Origin of the sequence: Gimesia sp. (assembly GCF_040219335.1) — a bacterium.
Classification (GTDB): Bacteria; Planctomycetota; Planctomycetia; order Planctomycetales; family Planctomycetaceae; genus Gimesia.
Genome location: NZ_JAVJSQ010000014.1, coordinates 87,102 through 102,946, shown reverse-complemented (window position 1 = coordinate 102,946; position 15,845 = coordinate 87,102). Strand labels below are relative to the sequence as shown.

Sequence of the window (15,845 nt, the reverse complement as noted above, 5' to 3'; positions counted from 1 at the left end):
TTCAGACCGATTCGGTCACGAGGAGACCGTCGCGTAATCTTTGATGTTGCGGAAAGAGGGCCGCCAGTTCGCTGCTGTGGGTGACGCAGATCAGAATGGTGTTCTGTTCCTGGTTGATTTCCAGCAGCAGTTTGCCGATGGATTCGGTATTGGCCCGGTCCAGGTTTCCTGTGGGTTCGTCAGCGAGCAGCAGACGCGGATTATTGATCAACGCCCGACAGACTGCGACCCGCTGGCGTTCGCCGCCGGAAATCTGGGCGGGACGATGATTGAGTCGATCTTTGAGCCCGACACGTTCCAGCAGATGGCGGGCACGTTCCTCGGCGTCGCTGGATGATCCCTGGTGAACCATGGTGGGAATCAGGACATTTTCGAGAACCGAGAACTGAGGCATCAGGTGATGGTCCTGAAAGATGAAACCGATATTCTGGTTGCGAAACTCGGCCTGTTCCTTGGCGCTGAGGACGAACGGATTCTGGTTGAACTGGATGACTTCACCCGCGGTGGGCTGATCGAGCACGCCGAGGATGTAGAGCAGCGTGCTTTTGCCGGAACCGGAGGGGCCGGTAATGGCGAGCGCCTCGCCGCGGTTGAGGGTGAGATCCACGCCGGCGAGAATCGACAGCGATTCATCGGCGAGGGTGAACTGTTTGGTTAAGTTGCGGACAACTAATTGCTCGGGAGCGTCATTCATGTCAGTCCCTGCCGGTAGAGTCAGGTTGTGGGATGCTGTGAGTCTTCAATTTTCTGTTGAATCCACTCGGGGATCTCGATGGACTTCATCGGTTCGCCATGCGTGAAATGGCAGCAGACGGTTTTCATGCGTCCTTTGGCGATTTTGGTTTCGTCCCGCCAGAAGTCGTATTCGATAGTCAGCGATTTGACGCCGACCCGTTCGATGGTGAGACGAATCTCGAGGAGATCACCGTAGAAAGCGGGAGATTCAAAAGAGCATTGGGCGGAGACCCGCGGCCAGCCGATGACGGAGCCGTCGGGCTGTTTATCGACGATGGTCATGCCGAGTGAGCGATAGTATTCGTGCTCGGCCTGTTCCATATATTTGTAGAAGTTGGAGAAGTGGACAATGCCGGCCATGTCCGTTTCGTGAAATTCCACACGGCGAATTGTTTTAAAAGTGCAGGACATGCATCTCTCAATAGAAATCAGAAAACAGCAGACTGCGGCCTTAAACCTGCAGTCTGCTGTGAGATTAAAACCTGTTACAGGCGATTCCGGGGAATCAGTCTTCCGGGAAGAACCGCACGAGGGTTTCCTTGCTGGGAGGTCTGGTGACCAGGGAGACCAGGATCATGGCGACCGCAGAGGCGACAACCATGGTGGCTACCGGCATCATGCCCAGGAAGGTGTAGTTCGGCTTCAAGGCGTAACCGGCTTCTTTAAACAGGTAGAGCCAGGTACCGAAGGCGACCAGGACACCTGCATAAGCGCCGGGCTTGGTGAGGCGTTTCCAGTAGACCGCAGCAAAGATGATGGGGAACAGGCTGGAAAACCCGCTGAAGCACCAGACACCCAGGGTAAAGACCCGCCGCGGTTCCAGCAGACTGAAACCATAGGTGATGGCTACCACCAGAATAATAAAGGTCCGGGCCATGAGGACAACCTGTTTATCTGTAAAACGGTCTTTTCCTCCATAATGTACGACAATGTCTTCGGTAAACATGGTGCCGATACAGAGGAACTGACTGTCCAGCGAAGACATGATGGCCGCCAGAATCCCTGCTGTCAGGAAGCCGGCGAGAACGGGGGAAGTCATCTTCTTTACCATCGCCGCGAGGACCGCGTTCGCCGGGAAGTGTGGCGGGAAGAGCGGTGCCCCGTTGAAGGTGGCGGAGGTTGCCCAGACACCGACCAGGACGCAGGGAACCCAGACAATCATGATGAACAGCGGGTGTGCGACCACGGGAAGTTTGAACGTCCCTGCAGAACGGGCGGTGAGCCAGTGCTGGAACAGGTGGGGGAACATCCCGACCGAGAGGGGAACGAAGAAGTAAGTAAAGAAGACGAGCTTGCTCATCGGATGCGGTGCATCGGGAGCCCAGTTGGTGGCCCGGTAAACGCCGAGCGCTTTTTTGATCGTCCACTTTTTACCTTTGGAAGGATCGTTGGGATCCAGGTCGTGGTTGGGGTGACCGATTTTATCGCCGAAGATCAGCATCGCCTGTTCGTCTTCCGCGTTAGCTTTCCGCGGATACTCCTGCAGGGCATGATGCGACATCAGGTCGGTGGTCCACTTCTCGGGGAAGGGGTCCGGCGTGACGCGGTCGTCTTGTTTGAGCAGGGCTCTGTTGGTCTGTTCGGTGGTCAGTTCGTAGAGACCGTTCTTGGCAGCGTAGACGGCTTCGGCAGTCATCTGCCAGTTGGGCATACGGGGTTTGAATTCCTCATAAGCTGCGGCTTTCTGCTCGGGAGTGAGTGTCAGTGTTTTGAGGACGCGGGTCGCGTAATTGTATTTCGCGATCAGGGTCCAGATCTCGTAGCGTTTCGCATAAGCGGCGCGGTCTTTGGGATCGACGGCTCGCATGAGCTTCGAGGGGTTCTTTTCAAGCACCGCGTCGCTGGCAGCCTGCAGGCCACCCAGTTTGGTGGAGATGACGAAGAAGGTGACGACGCCGAGTATCATGAACACGATGGTCTGGAATGTGTTAGCCCAGGCGGTTCCCCGCATCCCGCCGAAGAAGACGTAGATCAGCACGACGAGGCTGATGACCAGCGAACCGAGCCAGGGAGGAATGCCGTAATCGTAGGCGGCGAAAGCGCTGTCGAACGCGCCTTCCGTAATACTGCTGATGACCACGCCCGAAGACATGACACCGATCAGCAGGTAAGGAATTACCAGGCCGACGAGAATCGGGAAGAGGATCACACCGATCTTGTCGCTTTCCAGACGTTCGCGGAAGAACTGAATCTGGGTGGTGTAACCGTATTTATGTCCCCAGGACCAGAGTTTGATTCCGAGCAGGAAGAAGCAGAGCGAGTGGATGATCCCGCTGGAGGAGGCGAGCATCCCATAGACGCCGACCCCTTCTTTGTAGGCTTCACCACTGGAGCCGACCAGTGCGAAGGCGGTCATCGTGGTGCCGAAGATCGACATCAGCAGCAGAAAGGGCCCAATCGAATGACTGGCGAGCATGTAGTCCTTACTGGTTCCTTTAAACAGACGACTGGAGAACACGCCCAGAAACAGCAGCAAACTCAAGTAGATTCCAATAATTACCAACTGAATCATTATTCTGTATCTCCTGTTTCCTGGTCAGGTTCTGGGGCAGATTTGAGGGCTGCTGTGGGAGCAGGTGCCGGGGCGGGGGAATCCTGGGCGATTTCTTCCAGATGGTGCGGCCAGGCAAACTTGGTCGCCAGAAACCAGACAATGGCGGCGCCGACAGAGATTCCTGCCTGGTAGAGCAGGGTGATCGGCATGAATCCGAAGATGAGTCTTTTGTCATCCCAGAGCCAGTTGTCCTGGTGGAGAATGATTAGTATGACAACCAATCCATAAACGGCGTATCTCATAGGTCATCTTTTCTGTGTTGCAAGAGTCATGACTGGGTGGGTCAGGCTCTGCCGGAGCAGAACCGATTTCGGCGGGAAGCAGGCTCAAGCGACGACCTGCAGAATCGCACTGTTGAACTATTGTGCCAAAAATGAAGTGAGGTCACAACATACCGGTTCGTTTTGTCGTCATAATCCTGCTGATCGTACCTGCTGTTTCACGGAAATGTTAATGTTCGTTAACACCGGAACTGCCCTACAGGAGCCGAGTGAGAGATAGGCCAATCCTGAATTCAAGGCTTGCAAATCGGGGTGAGTCTCCTCAGAATGGGGGCTTACATAAAAGGGTCGGACTATTTCGACTATGGCTTATAGAGAGGATAGAGAATCAATGTTGCGTCAGGCGTTCGTAGGATTGTGCTGTTTAGGCTGCGTGATGACATCCGCAGCATTTGCTCAGGCCCCTAAAGGCGACAAGAACTATGCCGTGGTCGATCTGAAGAATGTCGACGATGATTTTTTCTATCAGGGTGAATACTATGGATCGCTCGGATCCGACTGCAACTGGTGTGGCTCGGCTGCTCTGGGTCTGCAGGTGGTCGCCCGCGGCGATGGACATTTCATCGCCTCACTTTACCAGGGCGGACTGCCCGGTAACGGTTGGAACCTTTCTCCCCGTGAAGAACTGGAAGGAACCCGGGACGGGGACGTACTGACACTGCAGGGAAAAGACCTGACGCTGCAGGTTTACAAGAACGGTCCTGTAGAAATTCTGGATCACAGAGGACATCTGCTGGGGCAGCTGACTAAATACCAGCGGAGCAGTGTGACACTGGGCGCAACGCCACCACCGGGGGCAACTGTGATTTTCAATGGTTCTTCCGTGGATGAGCTGACCGGGGGCGAGATCACTCCCGGGGGACTGCTGAAAGAAGGAACCGAGTTCAAGCATACCTATCGCAGCTATCGACTGCATGTCGAATTCCGTCTGCCTTATATGCCTTACGCTGTCGGACAGGCACGCAGCAACAGTGGGATTTATCTGCAGAGCCGCTACGAAGTCCAGGTGCTGGATTCATTCGGCCTGGAAGGGGTCGAGAACGAGTGCGGTGGTCTGTACAAGCAGAAGCGTCCCCGCATCAACATGTGTTTTCCACCTTTGTCCTGGCAGACTTATGACATCGGCTTTATTGCTCCCAAATTCGATGCGGACGGGAAGAAGATCAAGGATGCTTACATCACCGTGCTGTTGAATGGGGTTCCTGTCCATCAGGATTATGCGATTGTCGCCAAGACCGGCGGAGGTAAACAGGAAGGACCGGAGCTGTATCCGATCAAGCTGCAGGATCACCGCAATCCGGTCCGTTTTCGCAACATCTGGATCGAGGATCTGAGCGACCAGCCTGATCCGCAGTACTGCTTTCCCTGCCAGTCACTGTTGTGTGACAAATAAGCAGGTTTCAGTGCCTCGTCTGTCTCATCCCGGCTGCGCTGAGAATACGCGCAGCTGGTAGAGCGGGATATTTCCGTTCGCGTCTTGTCTTGCCGATCAAAGCAGGTACAATAGGAAAGCGGTGTCGTAAGCTGCTGTCTGGCACAGGCATACGATATTGATGCCCCGTGTGATTCACCTGTCGGTCCCAGCTGTTCCTTGCGGGATTCCAAGTCGGGTGAGCTGATCGCAAGGAGAGTCGAGAGGTCTGATGGATTATTCGCTGATTGCCATTCTGGGCTTGATCGTAGCATTGATGATGTTCGTGGCTGAGATCTTCATTCCTTCGGGAGGGCTGATCGCCGTGCTGGCATTGTCGAGCATGGCTGCCTCGCTCTGGGGGGCCTGGATGGCCTGGTGGGGAACCAGCCCCGGTTTCTGGTGGACTTATATCGCCAGTATTATCGTGCTGATACCCACAACGATTGGCATGGCAGTCAAAATCTTTCCGAATACCGCCTGGGGCAAGAAGTTTATTCACGAAGTACCGACACTGGAAGAAGTCAGTGGTTTCCAGGCTGAGACCGATCATCTGCGGTCATTAGTCGGGAAAACAGGAAAAACGCAAACTCTTTTGAACCCCAGTGGGTTTGTCATCGTTGATCATGAGCGGCACCACTGTGAAAGCCAGGGCATGATCATCGATCCGCGTGTGGATGTAGAGATCATAGCCGTGGAAGGGACGCGTCTGGTCGTGAAAATGATTAAGAAACCCGCTAAAGAGAGTTCCGATACAGAGGAAAAAACTGCTCCAAAGCGCGAATCGCTGGCCGATGGTTCTCTCGATTTTGAGGTTCCCGAAACCTGATTCTGTCGGCAGGCTCTGGAGTCGAGCCCGAAAATTCTCTACAATGATCAAATCCGGATAGCCGACAGGTTGCCAAGTCGAGTTCCGCCGTAGCAAACAACACCAGGATCTACTTTTTCTCAGGACAGGAAAGCAGGAATGAGCACCTTGAATCTATTAGCGGCCGATGATAACACCACAATCATCTGGATTGTGGGGATCGTCGTCTTTCTGTTTGCGCTGTTTATATTCGCGTTGTTTGCCCGGTTTGCCGGTTTGTGGATTCAGTGTAAGTTGACGAAAGCCAAAATCGGTTTCTTCGATCTGGTGATGATGACGATTCGTAAAGTCAACCCGACCATTATCGTCCGTAGTAAAATCATGGCGATTCAGGCCGGGGTCACCAAGTCGTATGATATTTCGACGCGTGATCTGGAAGCCCATTACCTCGCCGGGGGAAATGTACCGAATGTGATTCGCGCCCTGATTGCCGCCCAGCGGGCGAAAATCGATCTGGACTGGCAGTCTGCCCAGGCGATCGACCTCGCGGGCCGCGATATTTTAGACGCCGTGCGGACGAGCGTGTACCCCAAGGTGATTGACTGTCCCGATCCCCGGAAGACCAACAGCACTCTGGATGCAGTGGCTGGTGATGGAATTCAGTTGAATGTACGGGCCCGGGTTACCGTGCGAACCAACCTGAAACAGCTCGTTGGTGGTGCAACCGAAGAGACGGTGATCGCCCGTGTGGGACAGGGGATTGTGCAGGCCATCGGTTCGACTTCTACTTACGAACAGGTCCTGGAGAATCCGGATAAAATTACGCAGATCGTGTTGAACGAAGGTCTGGAAAAGCAGACCGCTTACACGATTGTTTCGATCGATATCGCAGACATTGATGTGGGTGAGAACATCGGAGCCCGGTTGCAGGCGGATCACGCTGAAGCGGAAATGCGTGTGGCACAGGCGAAAGCAGAACAGCGACGAGCAGAACAGAAGGCTCGCGAGCAGGAAATGGTCGCGTTGACCCAGGAAAACCGGGCCCAGGTAGTGTTGGCCGAAGCCAAGGTGCCCGAAGCGATCGCCGAGGCGTTTCGTTCCGGAAAAATCGGGATCCTGGATTACTATGAACTCAAAAACGTACAGGCCGATACCAAGATGCGTGACATGATCGGGACTCCCGAACGGGAACCATCTACAACCAGCTAAGCATGAGCCTTGTTTGATTGTGAAAGGGATTCACAGCCAGGCCGATGCCACTGGACGGGATTTAAGAGCGACTGGGGTAAATTATGAATTTTCCGATCTTAGCAGCAGACTGGGTGGGCGCCGTAATCGGGATCCTGTTTCTGCTGATCAGTGCCGCCAGTGCAATCGCGAATGCCGCCAAGGAAAAGAATAAAGCACAGCCCGGCAAGGCTAAAGAGAAAGCGCAACTGCAGAAAGAGCTGGAAAAATTTCTGCAGGACGCGATGAATCCCCAGCAGGCAAAGAAACAGGAACCGCGAGCACAGCAGGCCCGGGCAGCGGAACCGGCGGAGATCGATTTCTTTGAGGATGATGGTATTGAAGCGGCTGCATCGACGCCGCGTCGACAGCGCCGTCAGAGAAAACCATTACCGTCAGCTTCGAGCACTTATCAGCAGAAGATGCAGCAGGCCGCCAGCAAACCCCCTGAGCAGAAGCCCAGGAAGAAAAAAGTCACCCATCGCGAGCGCAACGAACTGGAAGAGCAGAAGCGGCAGAAGCGACTGGGCGGATCGCTGCGTGATCGGATTGAAAAGACTCAGAAGAAACATATGCAGTCCCGGGTGCATAGCCAGATCGACAGTAAAGTCGGCCAGCATCTATCAGACACTTTTGGTAGTCGTTCGGGAGGCAGCAAGCTTGGCCCGCGGATTGGGGCAGCCCAGCTTCTGCGCGATGCACTCAAGGACAAACAGTCATTTCGCCAGGCTTATATCCTGAGCGAGATTCTCTCCCCACCGAAGTCACGACGTCGTTCCTGATGAGTGTCTCAGGCGGTCTCGTCTCCCCGAAACTCACAGAAGCAATACAGCGCTGGAAAAAGAGTGAATGAGTAAAGTTGATTCCTCGATGAAAGTTTTGCTGTTTGCCGGGCCGTTTGAATTGCGGGGAACCTCTGCCTATACCCTGCGACTGGCCCACTATACCGCCGATTATGGAATTCGGGCACGCGTGGTCTGTCCTGATGCGTCGAAAGTCGATCCGGGCATCCGCAGTAAGCTGGATATCACCGAGTATCGGAATCTGAATGTGCCGATTCTGGGGCAGGCTGTTCTGCGTCTGGTCAAACAGGAAGCCGAGAAGAACATCCCGAATCTGATTCACATCCAGTCGCGACATGTGCTGCCGCAGGGACAGTGGATGGCGCGAAAATTAAAGCGTCCGTTCTTGCTGACCGTGAATGACTATCTGCAGAGCGATGAAAAGCTGCGCATCGATTTAAAATGGTGCCGCGGGATCATTACCGTCAGTGAGTCGGTCAAAAAAGATCTGATCGCCCGCACAGGACTCCCGGAAGATTTCGTACTCGTGATTTCCAGTGGCGTGGATGTCCCCGATGTTTCCCACCTGTCACCAGTGTTGTCACTTGATCATCAACCGGTAGTCGGAACGGCCGGTCCGCTGGAAGCCATCAAGGGGCTCCCTTATTTCCTGGGGGCCGCCAGTCGTGTGCTGGCAGAAAATCCCAATGTGCAGTTTCTGATTTCAGGCGCCGGTCCCGAGGAAGGGAACCTGCGGCATCTGGCTCGTGACCTGGAAATTACGGCGAATGTGACTTTTGTTCCCAACCTGTATGACTTCGCCATCTCGCTGGAAGCAATGGATATATTCTGTCTGCCCTCATTACGTCAGGGGCTGGGAACGATCATGCTGGAAGCGATGGCGCTGGCCAAGCCGGTCATCGCTACCGGGGTTGGGGGCGTCTACTCGGTGATTCGCGATGGCGAAACCGGGCTGGTGATTCCTCCGTCCAACAGCGAGTCACTGTCCAACAGCATTCTCAAACTGCTCAATGATCCGTTGAAAGCCCGGGCGATGGGTGAGTCGGCGCGGGAACTGGTACGACAGCAGTTTCGGGTGGAGACGATGGTCGAGAAAACAGTCGAACAATATCAACTGGCTGTGCAGGGTGCAGTCAGTACGGGAAGTGCCTGAGGCACATTCTATATAATAGCAGCAGGCGGGACGGACTGTTCCACCCGAGATGGAAATTAAGAATGCAAGCAGAGATTATTGCAATCGGCAGTGAGCTGACAAACGGCGAAAAGCTGGATACGAACAGCCAGTGGTTGAGTACGGAGCTCGCGGCGGTAGGGATTGCGACGCACTTTCATACGACGATTGCTGACAACCTCGATGAGATCATCGATCAGCTGCGACTGTCGGCTTCCCGCTCCGATCTGATTTTGATCACGGGGGGGCTGGGCCCCACACTGGACGACCTGACGCGGCAGGCGATGGCAGGTCTGACGGGCGCGGATCTCGTGCTCGATGCAGAATCGTTGGCGATCATCGAAAGCATGTTTCGGAAACGGTATCGCGAAATGCCCGAGCGGAACCGGATTCAGGCGATGTTCCCCGAGGGGGCAGAGCCCATCAAAAATGAACATGGGACGGCACCGGGAATCTGGATGACGGTTCCCCGCGATGGGGGAGAGGGGATCTGTCATATTGCGGCGATGCCAGGCGTACCTTCCGAAATGAAGCCGATGTTTTTTGAGTCCATCCTTCCGCGGCTGGTTCGTGGAACGCGGATCATTCGCTTTGCCCGCATCAACTGCTTCGGAGTGGGGGAGTCAAAGACCGAAGAACTGCTGGGGGATATCACCAGTCGGGGCCGCGATCCGGAGGTTGGCATCACAGCCCATGAAGCGACCATCACGCTGCGAATCAAAGCGAGGGGTGAGTCCAACGATGATTGCGAGCAGAAGATATCAGCCACCTATGAACAGATTCGCGAACGACTGGGAGACTACATTTTCGGTTACGAAGATGAAGAGCTCGAACACGTGGTGGTGACCCTGTTGAACGAGAGCAAGCTCAGTGTGGCGGCCAGCGAATGTGGCACCGGAGGACTGCTGTCTTATCGATTGACCGAGGTTGCGGGTGCGGCGGACTGTTTCAAAGGGGGGACCGTGCTGGCGAGTGTAGATGCGTTTTCTGCAGACGGCGCACTGGCCCTGGCGAAATCCACGCGGGAAACGCAGGCCAGCGATTTTGGTCTCGCCATTCTGCTGGATCTGAATCAGTCCTGGCAGGATCGTGAAAATGCTCCGCAGGCCTTCGTGGCTCTCGCGAGCGACGACGGAGCCTGGGTGGAGGAAATCGGTTTAACTGTCAATCGTGCTATCGCCAAGAGCCGCATTTCCAAAGCGGCTTTGGATCTGTTGCGGCGCAAGCTGTTGAAGATTGAACGTTAATTCACAAGGTATGCCATCAGGCGGTCTGCAGCTTGCGGGCTTTCTGTGACCAGTGAATCCAGTCAGAGACTTCTTCCAGATCGGGATGTTTGGCGTCTCTGAGGATGCGTTGCCCCTTTTTGGTTTTGAGGAACGAATTGACCTTCCCGAGCAGATCCTGAGGAATCGCCCGGGCGATTATTTCGGGTTCGGTCAGGCCGCACCCTTCAAGAATCTGGGCGTCGTGTCCGCGGATTCCGGGAATACAGCAGACCAGCTTCGTCTGTTTCTTCCATTTGCGGATGGTCTGCTTTCTGATGTGCTGCACGTTGAGTTTGTTCGCAACGAACTCGGGATTACATTCCAGCAGATCATTCACGGTAAAGACGCCTGCCGCTTCCAGGCGTTCGGCTGTCTTCGGTCCGATGGAAGGCGCATCTTCAACGGGCATCGAACGATTCAGGTAAAAGGGGGGAATGTTCGGTCCCTGTGAATCGGGGGTGGGGTGTGAACCATCGTGCCGATATTCCCGTTTTTCCTGATGCGGTTCCTGCTCTGTTTGTGAGAGGGGCTCAGAGGCTTCTGGCGTAAACGTACGCGCCTGTTGTGCGCCGAGGATCCATTGTTCCACACGGATTTCTGTAATGACAGACTGCTGTGGAATGTCTGTTGAATCCTGGCAGGCTTCCACCAGCGACCAGAGTTCCGCAAACGACATCTCCGCAATTTCGTTGGGTTCGGTGATGCCACAGGAGACAAGCAGCAAGGCGTGAGTGGGTGCCAGACCGCGGATACAGGCAGCCAGTCGAGCCTGGCTCTGCCATTCGAAGATCAGACCAGCGGTCAGACTGTCGTCGTCGACCCCGTCAGCGATCTCGTCGGCAGAGAAGGTAAGCAGATCGCGGATCGTCCAGATATCCGCTTCCGTCAGCGACTGCATCTGTGAGTCACTCAACCCGGAAAGGCAGTCCAGCGGATCTGACCAGTCGAGCTCGTAAGAGAGTACTTCGAGCGTGGCTGGTTCTTCATAGGTCGGCTCCTCTGTGAGCTCCGAATATTCGTCCTCTTCGATCTCCTCATCAACAACTTCTTCAATTACGGTTGTCGGGATCACTTCGGGGGTGTGACTGCGCGCCACATCGGAAGCCGGCAGGCGAACGGCGGTGATATCCTGTTCTCCGAAGAGCTGCGTCAGGTGCAGGTGACAGGTGAAGAGCAGGATCTGCTGTCCCTTGGCCGCAACGGCATTCAACGTTTTGATCGCAGCCCGGGTCCGTTCCTGATCGAAATTCACGAGGACATCATCCAGGATCATGGGGAGCTGTACTCCCTGGTTCCGGAAGCGTTCTACCATCGCCAGGCGGATTGCCAGAAACAACTGCTCACGGGTGCCGCTACTGAGTTCATCGACCGTCAGTGTGTGCCCCTGATCGTCGTCAATCTTGGGGAACTGCTCGCCGAGCGGAGTCCAGATGTTGGTGTATTTGTCGTTGGTCAGCTGACGCAGGTAGTCTGAGGCGATCGCCAGCGTTTCGGGCTGACTGGTTCGTTCAAATTCAGAACGCAGCTGATTGATGCCAACGGCGGAGAGTTCGGTCGAGAACCAGAGAGACCCTGCCTGCCGGATCTGTTCCTGAATCTGTTCCCGCTGGAAGCGCAGTTGTGCGGAAGAACGATCCGTTTTCGCATTCTGGTAGTCTTGTTTAAGTCGCCCCATGTTCTCGGCGACGCTGACCAGATCACGTTCGATGTCTTCCAGTTCCAGGTTGAGCATGTCCAGGTGGTCGGTATTCTGCTGCAGATCGAAGTTGAGCAGATCCTCTTCGACGATAGCCATTTCCTGTTCGCTGCGACTGATTTTCTCGAGTTCCGCCTGGGCATCAGCGAGCAGTTCCTCCAGTTGCAGACGCTCATCAATTGAGTTCGCCCGCTGCAGGAATTCCTCGCGATTAGCGGCACCGCCCTGAATCAGCAGAGACGAACGCTGATGCTTCAACTCTTCGAGGGAGAGCTGCAGGGTATCTGCTTCCTGACGCAGACGCTTTTCTTCTTTCCGCAGTCGAGCCCGCTCTTTCCGCTGTCCCGAGAGCAGTTCAAGTTCGCGTTCCCATTCCCCGACCACTTCAAACGGGCGATCGAGTTGTTGCTGATTCCGGTTCAGTTTCAGACCGAGTTCCCGTACGCGGCGGTAGAACATGTTGACGATGTCACCCAGTGGCTTAATTCGTCTCAGTTCCTGTTCGCGCTGGGTGGCATACAGGCTGGCATTGGAAACCTGGTGCCACATGCGGAAGGCGTCTTCAATTTTCAGTGTTTCGGTGAGGCCCAGCTGTTTCAGACATTCGCACCATTCATGACGCTTGCTGCTGAACTCGCGCTGGATTTCCTGCGACCGGTTGCGAAGTCGCACCAGTCGCTGTCGGGTTTTCTGAACCTGTTCCTGCGAAGCCTGCAGCTGTTCCAGCTCTGAGATTTTGAATGCCAGGTCGTGCAGCAGCTCAGTTCGCAGGACATTCTCGTCATTGAAGCTTAGCGCGGGTACCTGTTCGCGATGACGAGGGTTGCTCAGCGAATGGCCTTCTTTGACCAGCTTGAGAGAGAAGTACTCGTCTTCCAGCAGGCGGTCGATTTCCTGACGCGTTTCTCGGAGGTGAACGTCGAGAGCCCAGTTTTCATCCTGCAGCTCATCCGCCTGGTCGTTGACATCGATTTCGAAATGTTTCTTGATCGCCCAGGTAAGTCCCCCCAGAAACAGGCCGGTCAGACAGTAGATAAGACCGACCAGGGAGGCATCGGTGACGCCACGCCAGATCCCTGCCAGTAATAGCAGCGTGCCGGCGATGGCAAAACCGAAGAGTGTTTTTTTGGCCCAACCCGGAATGCGGGAGTGGGTCTGCAGACGATCCAGTTGTTCGCGGACGGCTTCCTGGCGAATCGAAAATTCAGATTCACGGAACCGCAGCTGGCTGAGTCGCTCAAGGTGCTGCATGCGTTCGCGGGCTCGTTTCAGTTCCTGTTCGATGGACTGTCCATTGAGCAGGCGTCCCGATTTATCCTGCAACTCAGCCAGTTTTTTCTGGTAGCGGCGGGAGGCCTTCTTATAACGCAAGTGAGCCTGTTTGCGTTTGTGTGACGCCATCCGGTATTCACGGGCTGCCTGAATCAGTCGCTGATTATTGTCCGGCGTGGTTTGAATGTGTGCCAGGGCATCGACCGACAGGTTCTGAGGACGATACTGTTCGAGAATCTGTTCCAGCCTGCGGACTTCGGTCTGACCTTCCTGGAAATCCTGCTCCAGGGAAGCGATCCAGTCTTTCTGGTCTGCCAGGCTCTGGATCTGGGCTGCATGTTCCAGCAGCTCATTGTCCGATTCGTATTGTTCGATTTCCTTGCGAAGCCGTTTGATTTCGGCTTTGACTTCGATTAACCGGGATTCGGTTTGTTTAATTTTACGATCATATTCATCAAGTTGAGCGATGCCATCGACGGGGAAGTCATGGACAACGGGCAATTGTTTCAGTTTGTGCTGCAGGGTCTGAACTTCCTGCCAGGGCTTGAAGACCCGTTCCAGGAAACGATGTCCGCGGATCTGGTACTGCAGGCCTGACTTTCGTTTCTTCAGACTGTCGGATTCTTCGCGGAGCTGCTGGAGTTCGTTAGACAGCTGAAAGAATCGCTGCGACTGTTGCTTTAAGCTGGTGAGCTTGCTGTTGACATCATCCAACTTACGATACAGGTCGACCAGTGAGCCCGATTTAAGATTGTGGCTCAGGCAGGTCTGTCTGTTGGCTGAGATCTGCTGTGATACATCGAGAATCGCCTGACCTTCGGGGCCGAGGGAAAGACCATAGATGTGGCGGGCAACCTGCTCGCCGTGCAACGTACCGAGCTCCTGCAGTTCGTTCAGACCAATGGCGAATACATTCTCGTAAACGCTCTCTTTGACTCCCGCGTGGAGTGAGCTCAGTAGTTCCTGGCTGGAAATACCACGTGCTTCTGCCTGGAAGGAGAACTGTCCGCGACCGCCGGCTCTGGACTGGCGACGGATCTCGTACCGCTGTCCCTGATGTTTGATGTCCAGCAGTGCAGACCAGGGGATTGAATCCGGTACGCGTGCCTGTTCGCGATTTTCCTCGGGACGAAATCCGTAAAGGATGCCCCGGATCATGCGCATCAGGGTCGACTTGCCCGTTTCATTGGGACCGTAAAAGACATTGATTCCCGCCTGCAGGGAGGCCAGATCCAGATCATGCCAGTTTCCAAACCGGTCGACGTGAATGCGAGTGATTTTCATGAGTGATGTTCCTCATCCGTCGAGATGTTGAGCCAGGACTGTCCGTTGCGGATGGCTGTGTTGAAGATCTGCGCTGCATCGAGTTCTGCAGCGATGGACGTTAACCGCTGCTGCCACTGCGGGTCGAGATGACCGGCGCGGGAGATCAGTCGCTCAAGGGGGGCATCAAAGCGCGTGCGAAAGGATTCCACCTGTCGCAGATAGGAATCGGTCAGTTCGGTGCCCGATTCCCGGTGCTGTTGAATGGGGATGAATTCCAGCTGGAATGTGTGCTCCAGTTGGGGGAGTTGTTGCTGTTTGAGTTCCTGCTGCAGTGCAGAAATTAGCTCCGCCTGTTGTGTGATGTCTTCCAGTGCATCGAGCAGGGATTCACTGCCGGACAGTTTCCAGCAGACCATCCAGAGTCGTTCGTGTTTGCCTGGTTTCCGCGATAACAGTGCGGATTTCATCTGCTGTCGCAGTTGTGCTGTTGACGTGTGTGGCTCCAGTTCCAGCTCAACGGGGAGCCAGCGTACCGGGGCGATTTTGATTCGTCTGAGTTCCAGCGGCGCTTCGGGACTGACAATGGCCAGCGTGACGCCATTTTTCTGGTACTCACCAAAGTTCAATCCCTGGGCCGTTCCCGGATGATGAGCGACACCAGGCTGCATTTCAAACGTATGGTGACTGGTCCCCTTGGAGAGCGAAAGGTAATCCACGGCCACTTCGCTGCTGTCATCGTCGCTCTGGAAAGCATCCGGGACGGCCAGCGAGAAAGAATCGAGTTCGAAGGTCGCGGATTCCTCAACGGTGGTGGAGGAAGCGGGCGTCATGCAGCCGATTGACAGGGGACGCTGGTTCTGTTTGTTAAACAGTTGATTCCGCTGTTTCAGTTTCAGTGTCTGGTAGGTTTTCGCCGGCGCAGATCCGAAGAGCTGCAGAGTTGCCACCGTTTCCGTTTCGCGGAGAATGTCGAACCGTTCGTGATCGCCGGGGGAGAAGAAGGTGACATTCTCGGGCCAGTGATATTGCAGGTCCCAGGCACTGAGGGGATCTGATTCACCGGGAATGACCAGTACCGGAATATTGTGTGCGGCCAGCTTTTGAAAGCCATCGATGAGTGCGATACGGGCACGGATGCTGTGATCTGATTCGACGAACGTATTTCCCGTCAGCAGCAGGAAGTCGACACTCTGGTCGAGGCAACACTGAACCAGATTGGCAAAAGAGTTCAGCGTGCAGTCTTCGAGCAGATGCTGCGCTGCTTCCGAAATGGTAGCGACTCCCTGCGGCTGATGATCGAGGCGCAGGTTCGCAGCATGAATAAAGCGGGTTGGTACATATGACATGGCAGAC

At 55.0% G+C, this 15,845-nt stretch carries 12 protein-coding genes; 6 read left to right on the top strand and 6 right to left on the bottom strand.

Translation table 11 applies throughout. The features are described from left to right. Window position 1: 1 nt before the first annotated feature. The 4 genes from RID21_RS11965 to RID21_RS11950 all read right to left on the bottom strand — a co-directional run bounded on the left by RID21_RS11965 (window position 2) and on the right by RID21_RS11950 (window position 3,531). Entirely contained in the window at window positions 2–694 is a 693-nt protein-coding gene (locus RID21_RS11965) for an ABC transporter ATP-binding protein (protein ID WP_145044819.1), read from the bottom strand. Between the two features lie 20 nt (window positions 695–714). After that, entirely contained in the window at window positions 715–1,146 is a 432-nt protein-coding gene (locus tag RID21_RS11960) for an acyl-CoA thioesterase (protein ID WP_149338278.1), read from the bottom strand. Between the two features lie 94 nt (window positions 1,147–1,240). Continuing rightward, window positions 1,241–3,247, bottom strand: coding sequence for a sodium:solute symporter family protein (locus tag RID21_RS11955; protein ID WP_350189169.1), 2,007 nt, complete (start codon window positions 3,245–3,247; stop codon window positions 1,241–1,243). Continuing rightward, on the bottom strand, window positions 3,247–3,531 hold the full coding sequence (locus RID21_RS11950) for a DUF3311 domain-containing protein (protein ID WP_350189167.1): 285 nt from the start codon (window positions 3,529–3,531) through the stop codon (window positions 3,247–3,249). Before RID21_RS11950 ends, RID21_RS11955 begins: the two co-directional genes overlap by 1 nt. A gap of 370 nt (window positions 3,532–3,901) precedes the next feature. Between RID21_RS11950 and RID21_RS11945 the strand changes: the two genes are divergently transcribed. The 6 genes from RID21_RS11945 to RID21_RS11920 all read left to right on the top strand — a co-directional run bounded on the left by RID21_RS11945 (window position 3,902) and on the right by RID21_RS11920 (window position 10,237). Then, window positions 3,902–4,963, top strand: a complete 1,062-nt coding sequence (locus tag RID21_RS11945; RefSeq protein ID WP_350189165.1) for a 3-keto-disaccharide hydrolase — start codon at window positions 3,902–3,904, stop codon at window positions 4,961–4,963. Window positions 4,964–5,213: 250 nt separating this feature from the next. Further along, window positions 5,214–5,810: an NfeD family protein gene (locus tag RID21_RS11940; RefSeq protein WP_350189163.1), complete on the top strand. Its 597-nt coding sequence runs from the start codon at window positions 5,214–5,216 to the stop codon at window positions 5,808–5,810. 138 nt (window positions 5,811–5,948) lie between these two features. Next, complete coding sequence (gene floA, locus RID21_RS11935) at window positions 5,949–6,998, top strand: flotillin-like protein FloA (protein WP_145443011.1); 1,050 nt, start codon at window positions 5,949–5,951, stop codon at window positions 6,996–6,998. Between the two features lie 83 nt (window positions 6,999–7,081). After that, window positions 7,082–7,798 carry a hypothetical protein gene (locus RID21_RS11930; RefSeq protein WP_350189161.1) on the top strand — a complete coding sequence of 239 codons (717 nt, stop codon included), beginning with the start codon at window positions 7,082–7,084 and terminating at the stop codon, window positions 7,796–7,798. A gap of 67 nt (window positions 7,799–7,865) precedes the next feature. Continuing rightward, the gene (locus RID21_RS11925; RefSeq protein WP_350189159.1) at window positions 7,866–8,972 is read left to right on the top strand and encodes a glycosyltransferase family 4 protein; all 1,107 of its coding nucleotides are present in this window, start codon (window positions 7,866–7,868) and stop codon (window positions 8,970–8,972) included. 62 nt (window positions 8,973–9,034) lie between these two features. Next, window positions 9,035–10,237, top strand: coding sequence for a CinA family nicotinamide mononucleotide deamidase-related protein (locus RID21_RS11920; RefSeq protein ID WP_350189157.1), 1,203 nt, complete (start codon window positions 9,035–9,037; stop codon window positions 10,235–10,237). A 16-nt stretch (window positions 10,238–10,253) separates the two neighbouring features. Here the strand turns inward: RID21_RS11920 and RID21_RS11915 are convergent, their stop codons facing one another. Both RID21_RS11915 and RID21_RS11910 read right to left on the bottom strand, forming a co-directional pair. Beyond that, window positions 10,254–14,510 (bottom strand): DUF4332 domain-containing protein, encoded by a 4,257-nt coding sequence (locus RID21_RS11915; RefSeq protein ID WP_350189155.1) that lies wholly within the window; start codon window positions 14,508–14,510, stop codon window positions 10,254–10,256. Then, a complete protein-coding gene (locus RID21_RS11910) occupies window positions 14,507–15,838 on the bottom strand; it encodes a metallophosphoesterase family protein (protein ID WP_350189153.1) in 1,332 nt (443 codons plus the stop codon). Before RID21_RS11910 ends, RID21_RS11915 begins: the two co-directional genes overlap by 4 nt. Between the last annotated feature and the right edge of the window lie 7 nt (window positions 15,839–15,845).

What these genes read in the sequence shown, in the direction of transcription:
- RID21_RS11925 (WP_350189159.1), top strand. Translation starts at nt 7,866, where the DNA reads ATGAGTAAAGTTGATTCCTCGATGAAAGTTTTGCTGTTTGCCGGGCCG.
- RID21_RS11945 (WP_350189165.1), top strand. Translation starts at nt 3,902, where the DNA reads ATGTTGCGTCAGGCGTTCGTAGGATTGTGCTGTTTAGGCTGCGTGATG.
- RID21_RS11920 (WP_350189157.1), top strand. Translation starts at nt 9,035, where the DNA reads ATGCAAGCAGAGATTATTGCAATCGGCAGTGAGCTGACAAACGGCGAA.
- RID21_RS11950 (WP_350189167.1), bottom strand. Translation starts at nt 3,531, where the DNA reads ATGAGATACGCCGTTTATGGATTGGTTGTCATACTAATCATTCTCCAC.
- RID21_RS11910 (WP_350189153.1), bottom strand. Translation starts at nt 15,838, where the DNA reads ATGTCATATGTACCAACCCGCTTTATTCATGCTGCGAACCTGCGCCTC.
- RID21_RS11965 (WP_145044819.1), bottom strand. Translation starts at nt 694, where the DNA reads ATGAATGACGCTCCCGAGCAATTAGTTGTCCGCAACTTAACCAAACAG.
- RID21_RS11955 (WP_350189169.1), bottom strand. Translation starts at nt 3,247, where the DNA reads ATGATTCAGTTGGTAATTATTGGAATCTACTTGAGTTTGCTGCTGTTT.
- RID21_RS11940 (WP_350189163.1), top strand. Translation starts at nt 5,214, where the DNA reads ATGGATTATTCGCTGATTGCCATTCTGGGCTTGATCGTAGCATTGATG.
- RID21_RS11915 (WP_350189155.1), bottom strand. Translation starts at nt 14,510, where the DNA reads ATGAAAATCACTCGCATTCACGTCGACCGGTTTGGAAACTGGCATGAT.
- floA (WP_145443011.1), top strand. Translation starts at nt 5,949, where the DNA reads ATGAGCACCTTGAATCTATTAGCGGCCGATGATAACACCACAATCATC.
- RID21_RS11930 (WP_350189161.1), top strand. Translation starts at nt 7,082, where the DNA reads ATGAATTTTCCGATCTTAGCAGCAGACTGGGTGGGCGCCGTAATCGGG.
- RID21_RS11960 (WP_149338278.1), bottom strand. Translation starts at nt 1,146, where the DNA reads ATGTCCTGCACTTTTAAAACAATTCGCCGTGTGGAATTTCACGAAACG.